The organism is Oceanobacillus neutriphilus, from assembly GCF_014645515.1.
GTDB classification, from domain to species: domain Bacteria; phylum Bacillota; class Bacilli; order Bacillales; family Amphibacillaceae; genus Oceanobacillus; species Oceanobacillus neutriphilus.
Map to the genome: position 1 here is coordinate 105,495 of NZ_BMLW01000012.1, position 20,264 is coordinate 125,758.

At 36.8% G+C, this 20,264-nt stretch carries 20 protein-coding genes and 1 tRNA gene; 18 read left to right on the forward strand and 3 right to left on the reverse strand.

Features of this window, described 5'->3' with window-relative positions:
* Nucleotides 1-334: 334 nt before the first annotated feature.
* Both mgtE and IEX29_RS19005 read left to right on the forward strand, forming a co-directional pair.
* The gene (mgtE, locus tag IEX29_RS19000; protein WP_188736235.1) at nt 335-1,714 is read left to right on the forward strand and encodes a magnesium transporter; all 1,380 of its coding nucleotides are present in this window, start codon (nt 335-337) and stop codon (nt 1,712-1,714) included.
* A gap of 147 nt (nt 1,715-1,861) precedes the next feature.
* A complete protein-coding gene (locus IEX29_RS19005) occupies nt 1,862-2,311 on the forward strand; it encodes a CotO family spore coat protein (RefSeq protein WP_188736237.1) in 450 nt (149 codons plus the stop codon).
* A gap of 139 nt (nt 2,312-2,450) precedes the next feature.
* Here IEX29_RS19005 and IEX29_RS19010 read toward each other — a convergent pair whose 3' ends face one another.
* Nucleotides 2,451-2,921: a CotY/CotZ family spore coat protein gene (locus IEX29_RS19010; RefSeq protein ID WP_077600945.1), complete on the reverse strand. Its 471-nt coding sequence runs from the start codon at nt 2,919-2,921 to the stop codon at nt 2,451-2,453.
* Nucleotides 2,922-3,144: 223 nt separating this feature from the next.
* Here IEX29_RS19010 and IEX29_RS19015 point away from each other — a divergent pair, with 223 nt between their 5' ends.
* Entirely contained in the window at nt 3,145-3,393 is a 249-nt protein-coding gene (locus tag IEX29_RS19015) for a hypothetical protein (RefSeq protein WP_188736239.1), read from the forward strand.
* Nucleotides 3,394-3,506: 113 nt separating this feature from the next.
* Here IEX29_RS19015 and IEX29_RS19020 read toward each other — a convergent pair whose 3' ends face one another.
* On the reverse strand, nt 3,507-4,220 hold the full coding sequence (locus IEX29_RS19020; protein WP_188736240.1) for a YetF domain-containing protein: 714 nt from the start codon (nt 4,218-4,220) through the stop codon (nt 3,507-3,509).
* Nucleotides 4,221-4,429: 209 nt separating this feature from the next.
* Nucleotides 4,430-5,371: a DUF7973 family transport facilitator gene (locus IEX29_RS19025; RefSeq protein ID WP_188736242.1), complete on the reverse strand. Its 942-nt coding sequence runs from the start codon at nt 5,369-5,371 to the stop codon at nt 4,430-4,432.
* A 767-nt stretch (nt 5,372-6,138) separates the two neighbouring features.
* Here IEX29_RS19025 and IEX29_RS19030 point away from each other — a divergent pair.
* From IEX29_RS19030 to IEX29_RS19095, 15 genes are all read left to right on the forward strand, one after another.
* Nucleotides 6,139-6,211, forward strand: a tRNA-Val gene (locus IEX29_RS19030).
* A 137-nt stretch (nt 6,212-6,348) separates the two neighbouring features.
* On the forward strand, nt 6,349-6,477 hold the full coding sequence (locus IEX29_RS27095; RefSeq protein ID WP_268239096.1) for a hypothetical protein: 129 nt from the start codon (nt 6,349-6,351) through the stop codon (nt 6,475-6,477).
* 6 nt (nt 6,478-6,483) lie between these two features.
* On the forward strand, nt 6,484-6,801 hold the full coding sequence (locus IEX29_RS19035; RefSeq protein WP_188736244.1) for a hypothetical protein: 318 nt from the start codon (nt 6,484-6,486) through the stop codon (nt 6,799-6,801).
* 67 nt (nt 6,802-6,868) lie between these two features.
* Nucleotides 6,869-7,417 carry a DUF2441 domain-containing protein gene (locus tag IEX29_RS19040; protein ID WP_188736246.1) on the forward strand — a complete coding sequence of 183 codons (549 nt, stop codon included), beginning with the start codon at nt 6,869-6,871 and terminating at the stop codon, nt 7,415-7,417.
* A 12-nt stretch (nt 7,418-7,429) separates the two neighbouring features.
* On the forward strand, nt 7,430-7,894 hold the full coding sequence (locus IEX29_RS19045) for an NUDIX domain-containing protein (RefSeq protein WP_188736248.1): 465 nt from the start codon (nt 7,430-7,432) through the stop codon (nt 7,892-7,894).
* Nucleotides 7,895-8,065: 171 nt separating this feature from the next.
* Complete coding sequence (locus IEX29_RS19050) at nt 8,066-9,793, forward strand: ABC transporter ATP-binding protein (RefSeq protein WP_188736250.1); 1,728 nt, start codon at nt 8,066-8,068, stop codon at nt 9,791-9,793.
* Complete coding sequence (locus IEX29_RS19055) at nt 9,783-11,588, forward strand: ABC transporter ATP-binding protein (protein ID WP_188736251.1); 1,806 nt, start codon at nt 9,783-9,785, stop codon at nt 11,586-11,588. Before IEX29_RS19050 ends, IEX29_RS19055 begins: the two co-directional genes overlap by 11 nt.
* Before the next feature lie 75 nt (nt 11,589-11,663).
* On the forward strand, nt 11,664-12,389 hold the full coding sequence (locus IEX29_RS19060; RefSeq protein ID WP_188736254.1) for an alpha/beta hydrolase: 726 nt from the start codon (nt 11,664-11,666) through the stop codon (nt 12,387-12,389).
* 92 nt (nt 12,390-12,481) lie between these two features.
* Nucleotides 12,482-12,994 (forward strand): YjcG family protein, encoded by a 513-nt coding sequence (locus IEX29_RS19065; protein WP_188736256.1) that lies wholly within the window; start codon nt 12,482-12,484, stop codon nt 12,992-12,994.
* A 7-nt stretch (nt 12,995-13,001) separates the two neighbouring features.
* Nucleotides 13,002-13,427 carry a GNAT family N-acetyltransferase gene (locus IEX29_RS19070; protein ID WP_188736258.1) on the forward strand — a complete coding sequence of 142 codons (426 nt, stop codon included), beginning with the start codon at nt 13,002-13,004 and terminating at the stop codon, nt 13,425-13,427.
* 379 nt (nt 13,428-13,806) lie between these two features.
* Nucleotides 13,807-14,793: a sugar-binding transcriptional regulator gene (locus tag IEX29_RS19075; RefSeq protein ID WP_188736260.1), complete on the forward strand. Its 987-nt coding sequence runs from the start codon at nt 13,807-13,809 to the stop codon at nt 14,791-14,793.
* 118 nt (nt 14,794-14,911) lie between these two features.
* The gene (locus IEX29_RS19080) at nt 14,912-16,486 is read left to right on the forward strand and encodes an FGGY-family carbohydrate kinase (RefSeq protein ID WP_188736262.1); all 1,575 of its coding nucleotides are present in this window, start codon (nt 14,912-14,914) and stop codon (nt 16,484-16,486) included.
* Nucleotides 16,487-16,555: 69 nt separating this feature from the next.
* Complete coding sequence (locus IEX29_RS19085; protein WP_188736264.1) at nt 16,556-17,650, forward strand: zinc-binding dehydrogenase; 1,095 nt, start codon at nt 16,556-16,558, stop codon at nt 17,648-17,650.
* 346 nt (nt 17,651-17,996) lie between these two features.
* A complete protein-coding gene (locus IEX29_RS19090) occupies nt 17,997-19,232 on the forward strand; it encodes a dicarboxylate/amino acid:cation symporter (RefSeq protein ID WP_188736266.1) in 1,236 nt (411 codons plus the stop codon).
* A gap of 523 nt (nt 19,233-19,755) precedes the next feature.
* On the forward strand, nt 19,756-20,154 hold the full coding sequence (locus IEX29_RS19095; RefSeq protein ID WP_229720299.1) for a DUF1259 domain-containing protein: 399 nt from the start codon (nt 19,756-19,758) through the stop codon (nt 20,152-20,154).
* The last annotated feature ends 110 nt before the right edge of the window (nt 20,155-20,264 follow it).

Sequence of the window (20,264 nt, forward strand, 5' to 3'; positions counted from 1 at the left end):
CGTTCATAAAATATAATTGACAAATAGAAAAGAAATACATAAAGTGAGTGTTGGGTAATAAAATTTACCATGACCAATAAAAAAGAAGGGGGGGAAAGATGATAAAAGGAGACATTACCCTTTTCCATGTTAATAGGAGCGGCGTTTTCAGGCAGCTTACAGATCTAATAATAAAAAACGATTTTAAGTGATTGATCAGCAAAATAACAACTGATAAGATCACCATGGACACTCTTTTTATTATAGATAAGGCTTGCTATTTGTTTCTCTTCTTGTAAAATAGGGTAGGATGTGTAAGTATATAAAAACTAGCGAAAAGAAAGGAGGAACTGCTATGAAAAAGGATCAATATGATGTTCAATATGAAGAACAGTTTCAAGAACATATTGATAAAGTTCAAGAAGCATTAGAAAATGGAAATATGGAGGAGTTTCGAACAGAATTTCTCGAAATCCATCCGTATGATCAGGCTGTGTTTTTCCAGCAGCAGGATGAAGACAGAAGAGCGCAGATATACACGTATTTATCTCCTGAAGAAATGTCAGAGATATTAATTAACATTGATTTAGATGATGTCGTTGAGTTTTTTGAGGAGATGGATCCGAGATATGCTGCGATGATTTTTAGCGAAATGCCTGTCGATGACGCAGTAGATATTTTAAATGAACTGGATAAAGAAAAAGTAGTCAGTTATTTGACAATCATGGATAAAGAATCTGCTGATGATATTAAGCAGCTTCTTCATTATGAAGAAAAAACCGCCGGTAGTATCATGACCACGGAGTATGTTGTACTTTTTGAGGATCAGACCGTGGCGGAGACTATGCAGCAATTAAAAAAAGAAGCACCGGATGCAGAGACGATTTATTACTTGTTTGTTCTGGATAACAGTAAACGCTTAGTAGGTGTCCTATCTATCAGAGATTTAATCATTGCAGACAGTGATACTTTAATTAAAGAAGTTATGAGTACGAAAGTGGTGGCTGTATCTGTCGCAAAAGACCAGGAAGACGTTGCGCAGATGTTTAGAGATTATGATTTTCTCGCACTTCCGGTAGTTGATTTTCAAGATCATCTTCTTGGTATTATCACAGTTGATGATATTTTAGACGTTATGGAAGAAGAAGCAAGTGAGGACTACTCCAAATTAGCAGCGATGTCCAATACGGACATTAAAGATGATACTGCGATTCGTTCTGCAAGAAAAAGACTTCCCTGGCTGGTTATCCTGCTATTTTTAGGGATGTTAACTGCTACGTTAATTGCCAGTTTTGAAAAGACCTTGGAACAAGTAGCTATTTTAGCGGCCTTTATTCCTTTAATTGGAGGAACGGCAGGTAATTCAGGAACGCAGGCACTTGCTGTATCTGTACGAGGAATGGCAACGGGAGAGTTTGAAAATACCGGAAAATGGAAGCTTTTAGGCCGGGAAGCATTAACGGGGCTAATTAATGGGATATTATGCGGAATCATTCTTGCTACGATTATTTTTATTTGGCAGGGCAATATTTATTTAGGTATTCTTTTAGGTTTATCTATTATGGGTTCTCTTCTCGTAGCAACGCTTGCAGGTGCTCTTATTCCAATGCTGATGAACCGCCTGAATATTGATCCGGCAGTGGCATCGGGACCTTTTATTACAACCATCAATGATCTTATTTCTACATTGATTTATTTCGGAATGGCAACTGCATTTATGAGTTATTTAATTTGATAATAAGATGAAAAAGAGGATTGTCACCATTTTGGCGGCAGTCCCTTTTATTTAGTCAATTGGCGCAATTATGAGGCCAGACACAAATCAAATTCTAGGTTCATACACTATACAAGATAAGCTAAGAAAGCCAAAAGAGGTGGATGAATGATGACAAATAAAAATAAAGCGCAAGCCCCCTTACTCTACATTAGCCAGCCTCAGCTGCAGGAATTTTCAGCTCCAATGCAAGAAAACTATGTAGGTGATTACAGGCGAAAGCTGCAAACGGAGATGAAATCTGTTCCGTCAATGAAAAAAACACAATCAAAAGATAGAAAAAATGCAGATGAAGACAACTCCAAAACAACAGAACAGCAATCAAGCAAGAAGAAGTTTATGGAAATGACAATTGCTGAAAAAATAAATTATTTAACAAACCGTTCTGAATTTGCTCCTCCGATAAAATGTGAAATAATGACAGTTTCCAAGAAGAAGTATCGTGGCGTGATTCGTGAAAACAATGCAGATACATTGGCTTTACAATTAAATAATCGTAAAAATAAAATAGAGATTGCAATAAAAGATATCGAAAATATTCAATTATTAGGATTTTAAAAGACACCATCCGGGAGGGTCTCCCTGGATGGTGTCTCTTTTGGCAGTTAAGAAAGTTTATACTTTCTTACTGCATAAGTGTAACTAAGGCTGTCACCTAAAGGCTTGGTGACAACCAAGTTTTCTAATGAGAATTATTTTAATGAAATGCTCTGATTGCCGGCAGGCAGGTAACATGGCAAAAACAATCTAAGTCTACTGTGATACAAATGCCTGTTGCTTCCAGGTCTTCTGTATTTTGATCAGTCGGATCCTTCATATGATCAAATCCACAGCTTTCTCCATCACTGAGTAGTAACTCAAGAATAGCGCAATTGTCTTTATCTACTTTCTTTACCCTGAAAATAAAACTAGATAAAATTGGATTCATTTTGTTGTGATGATTTTTTGTTGTGCCGAACCCTTTAAATGGTTTGCAATCTTTGCAGTATAGAATAACAGGTACCGTATCTAAATCATTACTTACCTCGTTTGTACATAAAAGGTCGTTAATTGATTGTTCACAGCTCGTATCACAGCAGTTTTCTACAATATCGTTTTGAGCATCAACAATGTCTTTTAAAATATCTGCAACACAACTTCCGGTATCATAATTTTTTCCACAACCCATGAGAAAATGCTCCTTTCACAATTTGAATTTTCTTTCCTTATAGGATATGTGTCTTCCCAGTGTTGGTGTGGGCGAGTGTAGCTATGGGAAGGGCTATTTCAATAAAAATAAAATTCTGACTATACAACATAAAATAATCTGTATATAATAATGTGTAAATAAAACGGTTTCATATTTCTGAAACGGGGTATATATAATTGAAGATACAAGGGAGGTGCAGAGGATGGGATATATTCTTCCGGTTCAGAACTCACAGTATATTGATTATCAGCAAAGGCTGCAGCCGACACAGAAAAAAGACCATCATATAGAAGGTTCTTTTAAGGTTCAGCTGGAACGGAGGCATCAGGAGCTAAGTGCAACATATGACCGTTATTTTCGCAATAGACCTGAACCTCAAAAACAGTTAGACCTGCCATTAGACTCCTCCTTGATTACGGGTAAAGGCAGATATATTAATAAATACGTATAGAAGCATTCCTCTAATTATAAAAGGAATGCTTCTTTTATTTTCATGTTATGTTAAGAAAATGTTTTCAATGAGGTGGATATTCAAAGTACTTTCAAATAGTTATAAAATTAATTTCAATCAAAATCGCTATATTTCTGATGCTCCCGATTAAAGAAAGGGACAATATATAATGGATTTCCTTTTGTGTATTCTGCATAAAAAACTTCTGAAATATCTTTATACCCTTGTTCACGGATAGATTCCTCCAACCAGGAAACGGGAAGGTTTTTCTCTTCCAAGTTATCTTTTATAATTTCTCCGTCATTAATAAGAGTAATTGGTAATGCTACATCTTGAGGAGATAATTTTAAATCCTTGCGCGTAGGAGTTTGATAATCCGTTTTTTTAAGAACAGATACGGTTCCATTTGCTTCTAACACGGCAAATTCAACCTCGCTGATGGAAAAGACGTCTTTTTCTCTTAAAAGATGCTGCAGTTGATTAATATCCAGCTTGGTTTTTTTCATCATATCCCTGACAAGCTTTCCGCGATAAATTACTATTGTTGGACTTCCTTCAAGTAAATGCCGCGTTCGCTTATACTTTTGTGAAATAATTTCCACAATATACATAAGAATACCATAAAGAGCTACAACAAAGGCTATTTCTCCTATTCCTGCCTTTGGATCAAATAAAGCATTCCCAACTAATTCACCCAATAATAATGCAGAAATAAAATCAAATGGGGTGATCTGTGAAATTTGTGTCTTTCCTAGTATTTTCGTGATTAAAAATAAAGCAAAAAATCCAAAGATAACCTCTACAAACATACTGATGTAACTAGACATATTATACGCTCCTTTATACTGTACACAATATTTTATATTGTGCTCAGAAACGGGATAAAAATGTATTTGATAAGAGGATTAAGTTGAAAGAAAGACGCAAGTGAGAGTCATATCATAGTATTAGAAAATATGCTGCCGGAAATTTTGAGGATAAGAAAAACTCATACCTGCTAAATCAATAGCAAATATGAGCTTATTTCAAAAATTATTTAAATAAATGGTGCAATAACTCCCAGAACAATAAAGCTCCAGAATGCGATTACAATCGCTGGCATATCGGCATGCGTATCAACATGTGTATTAAAGAGACGCTGTACATATTCTCCTGTAATAACAGCGAATAAACCAAATAATGCTGCTAACCATGGGCTTGCCAAGGCAATTGCTGCATGGCCGGCAACCATGGATACATGATGAGATACAGGGAATTTTAATCCAAAATATAAGAAGATAAGCGATGCTGCACTAATAGTGAAACCAATACTATCAATATCTAATGCAATTGCCGCGTAACCTACCAGACCAGCAAATGCAAACCCCCATATAGCGTTGAAAAGTAACATTTTTCCTGAGAACGGAAACCGCTTTTCATTTGCAGGAAAAATACCTGTTAAACCTGAATGGCCGAATACAAAACGGGTAATAATAGCAAATGTAGCAACTGTTAAAGCAATTGTATCAATTGGAATACCAAGGACCGGACCGTATAGATATTCAACAAGATAGCCTAAAACCCCAAATATACCTCCAACGATAAGTACCATAGGGTCAGTTGTTTTGAATAGAGGAACAGTTGTATCTGCACCATCAACATGCCTGTCATCTTCAGCAAAAATTTTATCTTTATCCTCATGATCGCCAAGAATTGTTTTTGCATTAACCGGATTGGTAATAAAGGTAGCGCTTTCTAAACGCTTCTTGCTAATTCTTCCTGCATAAGCCGCTGCCGCTACAGCTCCGACAAAGGCTACATGCGGGCCAAAGAAAGGGCCGAAAGCAATATAATCTAATATCAATGTACTGCCGGCTGCTACTGCTGCAGCAACTCCGGCCATTCCTAAAAACCCGGTAAAGATAAAGGCCGTTGTACCACCAATAAGTGCACCAAATACTCCACCGCCAAAGGCAGCTAAAATAGCAACTAATGACATTATAATTCCCCCTGTAATTCAAATTTTATCGCATCAGCATTACGCCCAATCGTTATTCCAGTGATAATCATTGTTTTATTTTAATTCCTAAAACCATCTATTGATTCCTCCTTATTCCAGCAATTTACTCTGAAATTTCTATTTTGAAGAAATAGCTGCTGTACACGTACACTTCATTCGCTTCCTGCGTGGCTACAATCACGGTAAATGTCGTGGTTTTTTAAGAATGCTGCATGTGGCAGGATTTGAATTTTGCTGTAACTTCTCTCTTTCATATTCACATCATGATGGACAAAAAGGAAGGCTCGTATTAAGTGATTTTGATAAGAACCTCTGATCTGGTTTAAATATAATGAAAATAAAATTTTTCAATTAGTTCAGATGTTTATTTTGGTAAGTAAATCACTCCTTTTCGTTTCTTATAAGAGCCTTATTTACTGATTTTGAACAAAAGTGCAAACTTTAAGTCATTTGTTCATTTTTGGTTAGTATAAATGAATGTGATTTTTATGTCAACGCTTTCATTTTTCGTTTTAATATAATAATAATCCTGATTTATTAAGGAAATTCCAGTATGATAGTGCTGAAAATAATTATATTTATGGATAAGCAGAAGAAGAGATTCTTGGTTCAATTGTATTTTATTAGTTTGATAGCTGCAGTATTCTACTAATTTCTTTAGATTATAAAATTATAACGATCGCTCAAATATTGTTAGCTTGTTTTCTTGATGATTTGGTTGTATAATATTTATTGTACCTACATACGATTCCGTAGCTCAGCTGGGAGAGCGCTTGCTTGACAGGCAAGAGGTCGTTGGTTCGAGCCCAATCGGAGTCACTTACTAAAAGCGGTTCATAGAGAATATTTTCTCTTCAAAACGAAAAAAGACACATTATTATGGATGTGTCTTTTTTCGTTTTGAAGAATTTTTTTTAGAGAGCGGGGATCAATAGAGTATTTATAAGGAGTGGACGATGATGCAGGAAATAAAATCAAAAATAGATACATATATCAACAAATATCTGGAGTTGTGGGATTTCTACGGAGTTATTCAAGTTATAAAAAATGATGACATTCTTTTTGAAAATGAAGCTATCAATTAATATAGATTGGGCAATGCAATTGCAGATATTCTGCATCATGTTGAGGTAGACATCCCGGTAAAATATCAAGAATTTCCTCTTCGTGCACACGAGCTTGAAAAGTATTGCAGTATATATCTGAAAGATAAGATCGAAGTAGATTTTATTAATGGAAAATTATATTTTGTAAGATTCTCAGGCAATCTTCATATTGAAATCTATCCGATAGGCGAAGGTAGGTTTGTCAGGCGATACTTTGATCAAATTGAACCGTATCGTATTGTAGAGAACGAAGACGGTAAATTGACGTTTTTAGGATATGTCAATGATGGACCTGCAAAATGAGGAATTTTAGTATGGGATCGATTACAATTTATTATTATCATGAATTAAGGAAGGGGGTACAATACTTATGGCAACGTATTTATATCATGTCGTTACTGAAAAGCCTATGCAGGCCGGGCAAATAATCATTTTTGACGAAACCCGCTATAATGGAATCTATAATCGGGTTATGACTTGTAAAAAAATATTAGATGGTGATAATCCTGTGGATGAACTTTCCGAATTTATAAATTCAAATATAGAGTATTGGACAGTCAGAACACACAGAGAACTAGCCTTAGAACAAGTTAGAAAGGAAAAATATACGAATTATCCATCCAGAATGTCTTGTTTATACACCTCAAAAACTTTGCCAGGTGCAGAAATGTGGGCTGCTTCATTTATAAATAGTAATAGAAAGGTTTATCAAATAGTGAAATTACAAACAGATGACAGAACGTTTGATGGTGATGCCTATAATATTTTTGATGGTACTGGCGATGTGGAGGAAATTAATAGAAACGAAGATTACTATTGGGCTAATAAACCTAATAAGCTTGGTAAAGAACCGTTAATTGAAACCTTAATAGACGGGCGCATAGAAGTTGTCGAAATTATAAAGACATTACTGAAATGAAGGAGGATTACAATGAACATAAGAAACTCAGCAAAAGCAATTATTATTCAGGATAAGCAGCTGTTAGTCATTAAAAAACTAGATAAAGATGGATATTATTTTATTTTACCTGGCGGTGGTCAAGAACATGAGGAAACACTGCATCAAACGTTAAAAAGAGAATGTATAGAAGAAATAAACGCAGATGTTGAAATAGGTAATCTCTTGTTTATAAGAGAATATATCGGTAAAAACCATGAGCATTTTGAGTTTGATTCTGAATTACACCAAGTAGAATATATGTTTTTATGTGATATTATAAGCAGCAATAAAGAGATAGGAAATGGTGTTGTGCCTGATGACGGGCAAATAAGTGTTGAAAGACTGCCGATATCAGATATAATGAATTATCGATTATACCCCCAGGCAATAAGAGAAAAGATTATTGCTTATACTTTGGGGAAGGAATTACCTGTGTATCTTGGTGATGTCAATTAATATAGAATAATGCCTGAACTGCTTCAATAATAACGGGGGTATGATGACTTTAATCATCATTTCGTAACCCGAACTAAATACTGGCTTATTTATCGGCGTTCATTCTATAATAAAATAAACAATTTATTTTTAACTGAATACTTTTACTTCTTTGGTTGGTAGGTGGGTTATTTGCGAAAAGTTTTTTCTTATTTAGGTCCTTATAAATTTCCTTCGATTATTGCATTTTCACTTATGCTTATCGAGCTGGCAGTAGAGTTATTGCTTCCTCTATTCTTAGGATTAATGATTAATCAGGGGGTTGTGAATCAGGATATCCAGAATATTGTATTTTGGGGATCGATTATGATTGGTTTGGCTTTATTATCATTTTTTGCAGGAGTTCTGAACTCTTTTCTTTCGTCTCATGTCAGCTTTTCCTATGCTTATGATTTACGAAAAGAATTATTTGCAAAGATTCAAAGCTTTTCCTATGCAAAATTGAATAAATATCCTACATCCTCTTTAGTTACCAGATTTACAAATGATATCCGGCAGATTCAAAATACCGTTTTCATGCTTCTGCGCGTTATGGCAAAGGCACCTTTGACTGTAATTGGCGGTGTTATTATGGCTTTTATGGTAAACGCCCGGCTGGCATTAATCTTTTTAATTACTGTTCCACTTCTTATTCTGTTTCTTTTATGGGTATTAAAGATTTCAAGCAAATTATTTAAGCAGGTACAAAGTCAAGTGGACAGTGTCAATCGAGTGATGCAGGAAAACCTTGCCGGCATGAGACTTATCAAAGCCTTTACACGCCGTTACACAGAAGAAAACCGATTTGATGATGCCAACCGTACACTTGCATTAACAACACGTAAAACTTTTCGAATCGTAGAATCAACTGGACCAATTTTACTTTTTGTGATGAATTTAAGTTTAATTTTTATTATTTGGTTTGGAAGTATTCAAACGATTAATGGGCAGGCAAATATTGGAGAGGTTGTAACGATGATTAATTATGCACTACGTGTAGCAATGTCTATTTCTATGTTTTCTTTCATTATCATGGCTCTTTCCAGAACAAAAGCATCTGTCGAGCGAATTAATGAGGTACTGATAGAAGACGATGGAGAACAGGAGGAGCAGAAGCAGACGGATTATTCTGTATCTAAAGGTTGTATCGTTTATGAAGATGTTTCTTTCCGCTATCCAGGTGCATTAGATGAAACACTATCCGATATATCTTTTTCCGTGAATTCCGGTGAACGTCTTGCAATTATAGGAGCAACCGGTTCCGGGAAGACTTCTTTATTCCAGTTAATGCCCCGCCTTTATAAGGCCTCTGGAGGGAAGATTTATGTAGATGATATATCTTTAGAGGACTATTCATTTAAAGCTTTACGAAATAGTATCGGCTATGTGCCGCAGTCGCCGCTTTTATTTACCGGGTCCATTTTTGATAATATCGCTTTTGGAAAAAAAGATGCAACAATGGAAGAAGTGATTCAGGCGGCAAAGGATGCACAAATTCATGAAACCATTCAAAATTTGGAACATCAATATGAAACAAGAGTCGGTCAAAAAGGAGTAAATCTGTCAGGCGGACAAAAACAGCGCATATCCATTGCACGGGCGCTTATCCGTAAACCGAAAATTTTAATGCTGGACGATAGCACCAGTGCTCTTGATTTAGCTACAGAAGCACGGTTCCTGAAAGCGCTGGATAACTATCAGTGTACTGTACTCTTAATTACACAGAAAATAACCACTGCTAAAAAATCAGATCGTATTCTCCTGCTTGATCAAGGGGAAATTCTGGACATAGGCTCTCATAACGATTTGCTGAACCGTTCTGATTTATATCGGGCTGTCACAGAATCACAGCAGGAAAAGGAGGCCCTCCATGCGAAATAATTCTTTAAAAGCTGCCTTTCAATATAAACGGATTGATTTATCGAAAGTGAACACATCTGATTCTAAAAAAGCAGAAAACATGGGGGCAACCTTAAAGCGGATTTGGAATTATTTAAAGATGGAGAAGAGAAAATTGATTCTTGTTATTTTGATGGTATTTATCAGTTCTCTATTTGCTCTTCTGGGACCATTTTTAGTAGGAATGTCAATTGATAATTTTATTGCGGTCCAGCAGCTTAACGGGCTTGGTCTTTTACTTCTGGGTCTGGTTATCGTTTATATTATTCATTCTTTGTCACTGTTTCTCCAAAATTACTGGATGGTCGATATTGCGCAGCAAACAGTATATACATTGCGGAAAAATCTGTTTGAACAATTTCACCGGCTGCCTATCTCCTATTTTGACCAGAGGCAGCATGGTGAATTAATGAGCCGGTTAACAAATGATATAGATAATATTAATAACACGTTGAACCAATCTGTCATTCAAATTTTCGCCAGTGTCCTTACTTTAGTAGGGACAATCAGTATCATGCTTTATTTGAGCCCTGTTTTAACTCTAGTGACGATGTCTATTATTCCTGTCATGTTTTTTTCAATGCGCTGGATTACAAGAAGAACCGGGCCATTATATAAATTGCAGCAGCGTGATTTAGGTGATGTAAACGGCTATGTGGAAGAAATAGTTTCCGGTCAGCACGTTGTCAAAACGTATTCTCAGGAAGACTATGTAACCAGCCAGTTTGAGCAAAGAAATAAATCCTTGCAGAACACAGGTTTTTGGGCACTGACAATCTCCGGTTTCATCCCTAAAATTATGAATACGTTGAATTTTTTAAGCTTTGCAATGATTGCCTTTGTAGGCGGTGTACTTGTTATTACCTCAGATGGATCGCTGGTGACTGTAGGAACCATTGTTATCTTTACAGAGTACGCACGCCAATTTACAAGGCCTTTAAATGAATTATCAAACCAGTTTAATTTACTGTTATCCGCTATCGCCGGTGCGGAAAGAGTGTTCCAGGTAATGGATGAAACGGGAGAAGAAATCGATGAGAAGGATGCTGCAGAGATTCCGGATACAAAAGGTCATCTTGTTTTTAATCATGTAAGCTTTGGTTATGAATCAGCTAAAATTCTTAATGATATCAGCTTTGAGGCGAAGCCTGGAGAAACGGTTGCATTTGTAGGACATACCGGAGCTGGAAAAACAACCATTATTAACCTTATTTCCCGTTTTTATAATTATGATAGCGGTCAGATTACATTGGATGGTATTGATATCAAAAATATAAAACGCTCCAGCCTCCGCAAACATATGGCCTTTGTGCTGCAGGATACTTTCTTATTCCATGGAACCATCCGTGAAAATATCCGGTACGGAAGACTCGAAGCAACTGATAAAGAAATAGAGCAGGCAGCTAAAGATGCTAATGCACATGACTTTATTCTATCTTTACAGGATAAGTATGATACGGTTCTGGATCAGGAAGGAAGCGGTATTAGCCAGGGCCAAAAACAGTTATTAACGATTGCCCGTGCGTTATTAGCGGAACCTAAAATTTTAATACTTGATGAAGCAACCAGTAATATTGATACCGTCACAGAATTAAAAATTCAGGAAGCATTAAAACGTCTGATGGAGGGACGGACCAGTTTTGTTATTGCTCACAGACTAAATACTATACGGGAAGCAGATGAAATTATTATGCTCGAAAATGGGGAAATCATGGAGCAGGGAAGTCATCAGGAACTAATGAACCAGCAGGGAAAGTATTATCAGCTTTATCAATAAAATGCTTCAAGTGACAGCCCGGCCATACAATGATAGACTATTGCTATACTATTAAGAAAGACTGAGGTGGGACGTTTGCGCAGGAAGGGTAAAATGATTGAAAAAGAAATAGACAGCTCTTTTTTAACAGAGACAATGACTTTACAGATTTATCATCCGGAGACTTTTTCCGAGCTGTATAAATATGAAATCTGTATTATGCAGGATGGAAAAGATTACTTTCAAATGGGGAGAATCGCTACATTAAGTGACAAGCTTCATGATGAAAAAGAAATGCACAATGTTGTCTTTGTCGGTATTCATTATAAAGATAAACATGACCGCAGAAAGAAATATCACCCATCCGGAGAACAGAATGAGGCTTATACAAATTTTCTCGTGCGAGAGGTTGTCCCTTATTTAGATGATTTAATACCAACATACCATATGGGGAAATCGCGTTCACTAATCGGTGACTCTTTGGCGGGAACCCTGGCATTGATGACAGCAATGAAATATCCGCATACATTTGGAAAGGCGGGGGTGCAATCTCCTTATGTTGATGATTCAGTAATAGCGTATGTAGAGCAGGCTCAACCTTTATCCACCCTGGATATTTACCATACAATTGGTACAAAAGAAACAGAGGTGCAAATGAGTGATGGAAATACAGCTGATTTTGTAGAACCTAATCGGAAATTAAATAAAGCATTAGCAAAAGCCGGAGCAGCTTATACCTATCACGAATTAGAAGACGGCATTCATACGTGGAAATATTGGCAAAATGATATGCGGCGTCTATTGACAACATTGTTTGATTAAAATTTCTATTTTCATTTTCTTTTGCTATACTTATGTAGATACAGATTATATATAGCTTATAATAAATAATATAATACCAGGAGGTTGTATTAATGAAATATGGAATCGCTATTTTCCCTTCAAAAACTGTACAGGATCAAGCCAATGCCTTAAGAAAGCGTTACGACCCAAGGTACTCTTTAATCCCTCCACACATTACATTAAAGTACCCGTTTGAAACAAATTCTGATGAGATAGATGAAGTTGTCCAGGCATTGCATAAAATTGCCGGAAGTGTAGATCCTTTTTATATTCATATCAACAAAGTCAGCACCTTTGAACCAGTAACAAATACAATTTATTTAAAGGTTGAACCAATTGAACAATTAAAAATGCTGAATGAACAGCTGCAACAGGGAATATTCGAAAATAACCAGGATCATTCTTTTGTGCCGCACATTACGATTGCGCAGGACCTGGTGCATGATGAATTCAGAGATGTTGTTGGAAGATTGAAAATGGAAGGCTTTGAAATTAAAGATTATATTGACCGTTTTCAGCTGTTATACGAATTAGAGAATGGCTCTTGGACCGTTTATGAAACATTTTTATTGGGGAAGGAATAAGACATTCATGTTAGTAAAGATTGCGACTGCTCCTAAAGAGTTAGAAGCTGTATATCAAATCCGGACAGAGGTATTTGTTGAGGAGCAGAATGTACCGCCGGAAAGAGAAATAGATGAATTTGATAAAACTGCAACTCATTTTATTGCATATGAGGATGAACTCCCTGTTGCTGCAGCCCGTTTACGTTTTACGGAAGATGGTTACGGTAAGCTGGAACGGATCTGTGTCTTGAAATCGCAGCGTGGAAAATCTCTCGGGAAAAAATTAATGATTAAGATGGAAGAAGAAATCAAAAATCGGGATTTTCATAAAGCTAAGCTAAACGCACAGACACATGCACAGGATTTTTATCGAAAGCTGGGCTATGAAGTTACTTCCGGAGAATTTCTGGATGCAGGAATCCCGCATGTCACAATGGTTAAATACTTATAATTTTAAGAAGGCTCTTATCTCTCGGGGATAGGGGCTTTTTTATTGCAGATTAACCGGCTGCAAAATTACTATAAGTGAAAAACATATTTTATAGATATTTCAAAAATTGTTCACAAATAGGAACGAAATTTAATTTTCATCAATTAGCCAGGAAAATCCAAATAAATTTCTATTAATTAGGAAATATTAAAATTAAAAATTTAATGAAAGCGTTGACATTGAAAAATCATTGCTTTATACTAATCAGAAATGAACAAATGATTTTTATTTTGCACATTTGTTCAATTATTATTCGGTAATAACCTCGTTCAAAAAATGACAAAGGAGTGATATGATAAAAAATAAATAATTGTGATAAGCAGGAGGCTATATTTTAATTATGTCTAAAGTAGATTTGAGGTTATTATCAAAAATTGCATATATGTATTATATCGATAATATGTCTCAGCACGATATCGCACAGGAGCTTCATTTTTCCAGAAGTAAAATATCAAGGCTTTTACTGGAAGCACGGGAACAAGGAATTGTTCAGATAAATGTAACCACTCCGGTGACACGCTGTTTTGATTTAGAGCAGCAGCTGGAAGATGTGTTTGGAATAAGTGAAGCCATTGTAGTTCCAGTATATTCAACGAAAGAAGAGAATATATTAAATTCCCTGGGGCAGGCAGGAGCAGAGTATCTTGTGAACCAGGTGAAAGATGGTATGACTGTAGGTTTTTCTATGGGTGAAACGCTAAAGAGACTTGCTTACTATTTAGGGGATGAGCAGAAAATTGATTGTGAAGTGGTTCCAATCATGGGAGGAAATTGGCCTGGAATGGGTTACGGTTTGGATGCTAATACTATTTCCCAAAGAGTAGCAGAGAAGTTAGGGGCAAAATGCTATCCATTGTATGCACCGGCTATTGTTTCTAATCAGGAATTAAAAGAATCCATTCTAAGTGACTTAACTGTTCAAAATGTATTTAAAAAATCATTGAAGACAGACATAACCTTTATTAGTGTTGGTGTTGAATCCTCTTCTTATGCCCATATTCATTTATTAACCGAAGAAGAGAAAATACAGTCAAAAGAAAAGAATGTAGTGGGAGAAGTGGCTTGCTGGTTCTTTGACTCTGATGGGAGAATTCCCAATATTGACATTCACAACAGGGTAATTGGATCAAGCGTTGAAGAGATCAGCGAACATTCTAAAGTAGTATTGGTATCCGGAAATGATTATAAGAAAGAAGCAATTGAATCAGCACTTGCGGGGAAATGGGTAGATACATTAATTACCGATGAACATGTTGCAGAGTACTTGTTGAGAAACCATAAAGAAAAGGTGGATCAAGGTATAGAATCAGAGATTGAAATAAAATAAATTATTCTTTATAACATCTCTGACTGCCTCCAACAAGATATTTTTTCTAAGCTTATAATCGTTTTCACCTGTTTTTCGTAGATATGTTTTAAAAGAAAATATAGGGGAGAGGGTATTTTTGACAAGAGAGCTTGTTATTGGTGTGGATGGCGGAACAGAAAGTGTTCGTGTAGGAATTTTTGATTTAAAAGGAAATGAAGTCGGGGAGGGAATAACCCCCTATAAAACCTATTATCCGAAGCCGGGGTGGGCTGAACAGGACCCGAACGACTGGTGGGCATCTCTGGCGGAAAGTATAAAAAAAGCAATGAAAGATGCAAATGCTTCTAAAGATGAAATTATCAGTATCGGTTTAGATACTACCTGTTCCAGTGTGGTGTTCTGCAAAAAAGATGGAACACCTGTAAGAAAAGCTGTTATCTGGATGGATATCCGTTCGTCAGAAGAAGCAGAGAAGATGGCTGCAACAGGTCATGAAGCATTAAAGTATAATGGTTTTGGCAATGTTTCAGCAGAATGGATGCCGAGTAAAGCATTATGGGTTAAGAATCATGAGCCTCATAACTATTATGAAACAGAAAAAATTATGGACTATGTAGACTGGTATACATTTATGATGACTGGAAAAAATACTGGTTCTGCAAGTACGACCACATTGAGATGGTACTATGACCAGGATAACGGCGGAGTTCCTGAGGACTTTTATAAAACAATCGGTTTAGAGGATATTTTTGATAAGCTTCCTGATGAAATTAAATATCTGGGTGAATATATAGGCGGCCTCACTCCTTATGCAGCAGAACATTTAGGATTAGCTGAGGGGACGCCTGTCGGCCAGGGCGGAGTGGATTGCTTAAATGGAATGATTGGCCTCGGTGTGACAAAACCGGGAAAGCTGGCACTAATTACAGGTTCTTCGCATTGTAATCTGGCATTTACTGATAAATCAATCCACAAAGAAGGTATCTTCGGCACATATCCAGGAGTTGTTTTTCCGGGAATGAAATTAGCTGAAGGCGGTCAGGCTTCCTCAGGCTCTGTTATTAAATGGTTTAAAACACATTTCGGAATAGATATCGAAGCACAGGCAAAACAGGATGGTGTCAGTGTCTATGATTTACTAAATAAAGAAGCGGCTGAGCTTCCGCCAGGGTCAGAAGGTCTTCTTGTACTTGAATATTGGCAGGGAAACCGGACTCCTTATGTTGATGCGAATGTACGCGGTTTTATTTCCGGCCTGACTTTAAAGCATACACGGGCACATATTTACCGGGCAATTATGGAGGCAGTTGCATATGGTACGGAATTAAATATTAAAAACTTTAAAGAAAATGGAATTCCAGTAGAAGAGTTATATTTAGCGGGCGGCGCAACCAACAGTGATTTATATCTGCAGATTCACGCAGATGTAAGCAATCTGCCAATCAATGTTCCAGAATCAAATCAAGTAGCCTGTTTAGGTTCAGCTATTATGGCAACGGTTACAGCAGGAGCTTATGCAAATGCAGATGAAGCTGTAAGTCATATGGTCCGCTATAAGAAGCGGATAGAACCTAATCCGGAGCACCATGAAATCTATAAATTATATAGTGAGCAATATCAAAAAGCTTACCCGCAATTTAAAGAATGGATGCATGCTACAAGTAAGCTTGATGGAATTGCTGCTGAAAAAGTAGTAAAACAATCTGTCTAAATTAAATGTATATTAAAAGCTGATAAAAGCATTGCGGCATTTAAATCATTATTTAAGGAGGATTTTGCATTGAAGGCATTACGATTATATGGACCAAAGGATATGAAAGTAGATGATATTCCTGTTCCGGAGATTAATGACAATGAACTCCTGATTAAAGTCGATTCCTGCACAATCTGCGGCAGTGATTTTCGGAATATTGCGGCAGGAGGGTCAGCGCATGGGATGGATTTACCCCGGGTGATGGGACATGAAATTGCATCAACCATTGTCAAGGCCGGTGAAAGCTGGAAGGATGAATTTGAAGTTGGTGAGCACATTGTGGTTGCTGCAGTAAGTCCCTGCGGCAAATGCGAATTATGTCTGGAGGGCTATGAAAATCAATGCCTCGACAAACAGGCAACGGCATATAATTATGATGGAGGCTTTGCCGAATATATGAGAGTGCCTGAACGTTCCATCCGATCCGGGAATGTCTTGAAGGTTTCAAGTGATAAATTGCAGCAGGTTGCATTAAGTGAACCTTTGTCCTGTGCCATAAATGGCCAGGAAATAGCTGAAGTAAAGCTGGGAGACAGTGTACTGGTTGTTGGCTGCGGGCCGATGGGGCTGTTTCATATTCAATTAGCTAAATTAAATGGCGCTAAACAAATTATTGCCAGCGATTTTGATAAGAATCGTTTAGAGATTGCAAAACAACATGGAGCGGATATTGTTTTCTCGCCGCAGGAAGAAGATCCGACTGAAAAAATAAAGGAGCTGACCGGTGGATTAGGAGTTAATGCAGTTATTGTTGCTGTTCCGGTACCGGGAATAGTCAGTGACGCATTGCAATGGGTAAGAAGAAGAGGCAGAATCAATGTTTTTGGTGGGATGCCCAAGCAAAAGCCTGAAGCAACACTTGATCTGAATGCAATTCACTACAATGAAATTACAATTACGGGAACATCGGATTCGACAGCAAGACAATTACGTATCGCAGCAGATTTAATTACAACCGGGAGGATACAAACCGACTTTATGATTTCTAAGGTAGTAGATTTAGAAGAAGCAAGAGATATATTAGTTGCCGGTCCACAGCCGGAGCATATAAAAATCGTTGTAAAACCGGAATTAAGCAGTAAAGCATCGAAGGAAAAAGAAGATGCAGCTTATGTAAAATAATTAAAGACAGACATATTGGCCTGGAAAAGACTGATTGATTCCACTCTACCATATCTCCAGACCAATATGCCCGTCCGCTTCATTTTATCACCGGTGAAAATAAAATACAACTTGCCTCAAGAAATCACTATTCTAGCCAATTATGTGGAATAGTGATTTTTTTGATGTTCTCTCCTTTTATGTTTGTGGGAACAAAAGAATAAACGGCCCCATTTCACAAAAAAAGTTACTGACGTAAAAATCACCTAATTATAAGAATATTTAATAACTTCCCTTCATTTCAGCATTCCTGTAAAATAGAATAGATTCTACTAATATCATATTGTAAAGAGAGAGGAAATATAAAATGTTAGAAAAATTAAAAGCCTATCGATTTCCACTTATTCTTTTAGCCTCTATTATTATTGGAGCGATAATTGGATTAGTTTTTGGGGAAGATGCAACCGTAATAAAACCCTTTGGTGACTTATTTATAAACTTATTATTTATGATTGTTATCCCGCTTGTGTTTTTCTCCATTTCATCAGCTATTGCCAGCATGGATAGCATGAAGAGACTCGGGAAAATTATGGGTTCTATGATTACAGTCTTTGTGATAACTGGAGTTATTGCAGCTGTATTCATGCTTGTTGCGGTAGTTATTTTTAAACCGGGTTCAGGTGTGGATATTCCACTAAGCTCTCCTGAAAATGTAGAGGAACAAACTCTATCTGATCAATTAGTCAATACGTTTACTGTTCCGGATTTTGTTGAACTGTTCTCAAGAGATAATATGATGGCACTTATTGTAATGTCGATACTAATTGGTGTCGCAACCGGATTGTCCAGAGAGAAGGGAAGGCCCTTTGCGAGACTCCTTACCAGCGCCTCTGATGTTTTTATGAAGCTGATTCAGCTTATTATGTATTATGCACCTATTGGATTAGGAGCGTACTTTGCCTCCTTAGTCGGCGAATTCGGTACAGCACTGATTGGCGATTATGCAAAAGCTGTGATTGTTTATTATCCGGTATCTATTTTGTATTTCGCTATCGGCTTTACATTATACGCATTTATCGCTGGCGGAAGAAAAGGAGTCAGCCGCTTTTGGAAGAATATACTTGGTCCTGCTGCTACCTCGCTCGGGACAGGAAGCAGTGTTGCAACCATTCCGGTTAATCTGCAGGCTGCAGAAAAAATCGGCGTTCCAAAAGATATCCGCGAGACGATTATGCCACTCGGAGCAACCATACATATGGATGGTTCCTGTTTATCAGCTATGTTAAAAATCGCCTTTATTTTTGGTGTGTTTAACAAGGACTTTACTGGGATTGATACATTTATAACTGCTATTGGTATTTGTTTATTATCCGGTATTGTTATGAGCGGGATTCCAGGCGGTGGTTTTACAGGAGAATTGATGATTATCACATTATATGGTTTCCCAATCGAAGCTCTGCCGATTATTACCGCTATCGGTGTTGTTGTTGATCCGCCGGCTACAATGGTTAACTCAACTGGTGATACGGTATCCAGTATGGTTGTGGCAAGGCATATTGAAGGGAAAGACTGGATGGAGAAGGCAGATGCTGCCAGGACTTAAGAGAATAACATGATAGAAGGTGCTGTATTTCTGTAATATTGGGATACAGCACCCTTTTTATTTGGAAGTAACTCAACTTTTGCACCGTAAAAAATAACTTGTTTATCTCATGAATGATTTTCTTCCAATTTGAAAAGGAACAAGGGACAAATATTTCGCATACGCTGATCTTGAATTTGAAGCATGGGGAGGAATTCTGTTGGAGGAAGAAATGTATGTGGATGTTAAATACTTTCTCGAGGCATCAGTCAAATGGGTGAATGAGATGGAAAATATTATTCAAGATGAAGATTTCGATATTCGTAATAGTGAGCTGGAAAAGAATTTCTTAGCTTTGCGGGATGAAATAAATAAAAAAGAGGGACAAGATTGTTTACGAATCTATCAGTTCATGCATGATGTGAAAATTGATTATGAAAGGTATGCAAAGACTAAAATTAAGAATAAAATTGCTGAAGATATAGATGGAGAAAATGAATTTAATGAGGCAGAGAATGAAGTACGCTCAAAATTCAACAATGAAATTGAGGATATTTGTTCTGAATTTGCTCAAGCTGTGAATGGGAAAGGGAGCTTAAGTAATGGTGTTTGCTCTGTTGATTTACATCGGCAATTTAAGGTTGAGGTAGAAGGAAAAACAAGTTCTTCAATAGTTCCAGCAAGTATTGTTTTTGAATCTTTGGATAAAGACGGAAAAGCATTAAATTTAGCGGAAATTGCTGTTTTAGAAGAGGAGCTCCCGCTGTTTGTAAAAAAGGTAACGCAAGAAGAGTTAATTGTGAGTGCAATTCATAATCATTGTATATATACAGACCCAGTAATTATGTATATTCATATACAATCTGTGGAACCGCCTGTTTCATTTGCTGAAAAAATGGCGAGATCTTTTTTCGTATTAAACAGTGAGCCAATCCAAGGATAATGATAAGGGTCGAATAATATATTCGGGATATCTGAGAACGATTATAGAAAAGCCCTAGACCCCTTGATGTACAAGGTTTCTAGGGCTTTAAATGCTGTTAAATTATATTC